This is a genomic window from Halobacillus sp. BBL2006, from assembly GCF_000786645.1.
Taxonomy (GTDB): Bacteria; Bacillota; Bacilli; order Bacillales; family Halobacillaceae; genus Halobacillus.
Map to the genome: position 1 here is coordinate 1 of NZ_JRNX01000423.1, position 3,302 is coordinate 3,302.

3 protein-coding genes and 1 pseudogene are annotated in these 3,302 nt (G+C 41.4%); 2 read left to right on the forward strand and 2 right to left on the reverse strand.

Annotated elements, in window-relative coordinates:
• Nucleotides 1–323, reverse strand: a pseudogene (locus tag LD39_RS12760) (DUF4349 domain-containing protein); the annotation flags it as partial.
• Nucleotides 324–430: 107 nt separating this feature from the next.
• Nucleotides 431–1,291 carry a DegV family protein gene (locus tag LD39_RS12765; protein ID WP_035547321.1) on the reverse strand — a complete coding sequence of 287 codons (861 nt, stop codon included), beginning with the start codon at nt 1,289–1,291 and terminating at the stop codon, nt 431–433.
• A 183-nt stretch (nt 1,292–1,474) separates the two neighbouring features.
• On the opposite strand from LD39_RS12765, the gene LD39_RS12770 reads away from it, so the two are divergent.
• Together LD39_RS12770 and LD39_RS21810 are read left to right on the forward strand one after the other, a co-directional pair.
• Nucleotides 1,475–2,326, forward strand: coding sequence for a YitT family protein (locus LD39_RS12770; RefSeq protein WP_035547325.1), 852 nt, complete (start codon nt 1,475–1,477; stop codon nt 2,324–2,326).
• A 62-nt stretch (nt 2,327–2,388) separates the two neighbouring features.
• Nucleotides 2,389–3,267, forward strand: coding sequence for a BsuPI-related putative proteinase inhibitor (locus LD39_RS21810; protein ID WP_052158857.1), 879 nt, complete (start codon nt 2,389–2,391; stop codon nt 3,265–3,267).
• The last annotated feature ends 35 nt before the right edge of the window (nt 3,268–3,302 follow it).

The following is a 3,302-nucleotide window of genomic DNA, read 5'->3' on the forward strand; positions in this document are numbered from 1 at the left end:
GTTTCGATGATATAAGCTTCATTTTCTTCCATCCTTGTTTGCAAACTCTGATAAAACTGATCATAATCTTCAGTTTCGAGTTCGATGTGAGCTTCGTAAACCATCATTTTTTCTTCAGTGCTCTCTGGAATCGTCTGTGAAGTATCTTCAGCAGCAGGAGTTTCAGATAAACCATTCGTTGCAGCTTTGTTAGACGTCGATTCTTCCAAAGATTCACCTGAGTCTCCCGACGATTCATTTGATGACTGCTCATCATTACTGCTGCAAGCGACAAGCATGAAACAGAACAATAACGCTAGAACCCATCTACTTTTTCTCAACATAAAAAGCCCCCTTATCGTCTTATCCTTGTTCAGCAACTGTCGAGAGTGGCTGTACTTTATAGATTAGACGTTCTAAGGGGGATTTGGTTACAGATTTAAGGGAATAGTTATTGATATGTATCGTTTAAAAAGAAAAGTGCGATCGTGCCAGGTCCGGCATGAGCACCGATGGAAGAACCGATCATATCAATATGGATATCTTTGACGTTGTATTCTTTTTTGATCATGTCAGCTAGTTCTTCTGCTGTTTCCAAAGCGTCTCCGTGGCTGATGGCAATTCGCTGGTTTTCTAAGTCTTTGCCGCGTTCGCCTGTGATTTCCACCATACGCTTCCACAATTTTTTGGAGCCTCTGATTTTCTCTAATGGAATTAATTTTCCATCTTCCATATGCAAGAGAGGCTTGATTTTGAGAAGACTTCCAACAAAGGCAGCTGTGCGGCTTACACGCCCACCCCGATAAAGGTATTCTAAATCGTCCACGGTGAAAATGTGTTCCATATGAGTGGCATGATAGCGGCCCACTTCCAGAATTTCTTCGAAGCTCTTTCCTTCTTGTGCCAGTTCAGCTGCTCTTAAGATGACAAGTCCGTATCCTAAAGAAGCGGCTTTCGTGTCGATCACTTCAAATTTAGCGTTTTCGTATTCTTCTTTTACTTCCTGTTCAACCATTTTGGCCGTTTGATAAGTCCCTGACAATTCGGAGGAAAACGCAAAGTAAATGAAAGGCTGCTCTTGCTCCGCATACTTGATGAAGGTTTCACGAAAGGCTTGAGGGGAGACCTGGGAAGTTTTTGGTGCTTCGCCGTTCCGCATTTTCTCATAGACTTGAAGAGGAGAGATCGTACGCCCATCTTCGTATTCCTCGCCATTAATCGTCACTTTAAGAGGAAGCATCTCGAGAGACAAAGAATCTAACGTTTCACTCGACAGATCACAGGCAGAATCACACAAGATTTGTATAGTCATTACAGTCACCTTCTATTTGTTTTATTCTTTCTTAAGTTTAGCCTCATTGTCCAGCTATAGTCAAAATAAAAAAAGTATATGTTTACGTTAACGACAAATTGTGACAATATAAACCAATATGTACTTGATTTTACACGTGACCGGTGATAAAAAAGAAGAGAAGCTTGGATAGGAGGTTGTTCTGTGTTTACATTTGAACTAAAACGAATATTTATCGTGCTCTTAGGAGCGGTTTTAAACGCAGTCTCCTTGAATTTATTCCTCATAGAAGCCAATGTCTATGCGAGTGGATTCACAGGGACTGCACAGTTACTTACTAGTATTTTTACAGATTTTCTAGGTGTACCCGGCCTTAGTACAGGTCTGATTTTATTTATACTTAATATACCCGTAGCCATTTTAGGTTGGTATAAGGTTGGGAAAGGGTTCACGATATACAGTGCTGTATCTGTTGCTTTCACAACCCTTTTTCTAGAGCTTATTCCGGTAGAGCAGCTATCTTCTGATATCATTTTGAACGCTGTCTTCGGCGGTGTGCTTGGCGGATTAGGCGTCGGGATCACACTGAAGTGGGGTGCTTCAACAGGTGGGCTGGATATCATAGCGATGATCCTATCAAGGATGAAGGACCGCCCAATCGGAATCTATTTCTTGTTCATCAATAGTGCGATCATCGTCATTGCTGGCTTTTTATATGAACCAGAAAACGCCCTGTATACATTGTTGACGCTTTACGTAACAACACGCGTCATTGATGCTATCCATACGCGTCATGAGAAACTGACAGCCATGATTATTACAACCAAGGCAGCAGATTTGGAAAAAGCCATACATGCCCAAATGGTCCGAGGAATTACGACTCTTCCTGCACGAGGTGCCTTCACACAGCAAGATAAGAACATGATGGTGATGGTCATTACAAGATACGAGCTGTATGATTTGCAGCATATCATTCATGAAGTTGATCCGCACGCCTTTACGAATATTGTCCAAACCACAGGAATTTTCGGTTTCTTCAGAAAAGATGATCAATAGTTGTAACCTTTTTGTAATAATAACGACTAATACCGTAAATAGAAACTTAGAGGAGTGGACTTATGAAGAAACTGTGGATCATCATGATGGGAATTATGATCCTTGCCCTAGCGGCTTGTGGATCAAACTCAGAAACGAAAGAAGCGAAAGGTGAAGAAAATGCCGATCAAAGTGAAACTTCGGAGGAGTCAGAAATTGATATGCAATCATTGATTGATCAAATGAAGATGGATGCAACAATTGATACAACCGAAGATACAGCGAAGTTCAACTTTTCGTTAGAAAATACAGGGGATGAACCCGTCATTTTAGGATTTACTTCCAGTCAGCAGTATGAGGTGAAAGTGGAGAATTCCAATGGTGAGAGTGTTTACACGTTCTCTGCAAATAAAATGTTCACTCAGGAACTGACTACTGAAGAAGTGGCAAGCGGAGATTCTCTATCAGCAACAGAAACCTGGACAGGCATTGAAGAAAAAGGGGATTACAAAGCAACGATCACTTTCTTGGTCGATTCCATCAACGATCAGCCTTTAGAAGCGACTCCTTATCAGGTGACACAATCCTTTACGATTGATGGAAATGCAGAAAAAGACCAAACAGGAGATGAAAGTAAAACATACGGAGATGGAGAAGCGTTCAGAAATGTAAAAGTATCCGGTCAGAACGGTTCTTATGTCATTAACGGGGAAGCCCGGGTTTTTGAAGGGAACTTTATGTACAGTGTAGAAGATGGGCATATGGTTCAAGTGGAGCCGACGTCTGTACAAGTAGAAAAAGGAGCTCCCGAGTGGTCTAAATTTGAACTGAAAATCAATATTCCGAAAGACAAACTTCCTGATTACGGCACACTGTCATTAGTTCTTTTTGAAGAAAGTGCAAAGGACGGCAAGCCTACCCATGTTAACAATATTCCATTAGAACAATTCCCAAGTGAATAAAAAGAGAGCCGCCACATTGATAGTGGCGGCTCTTT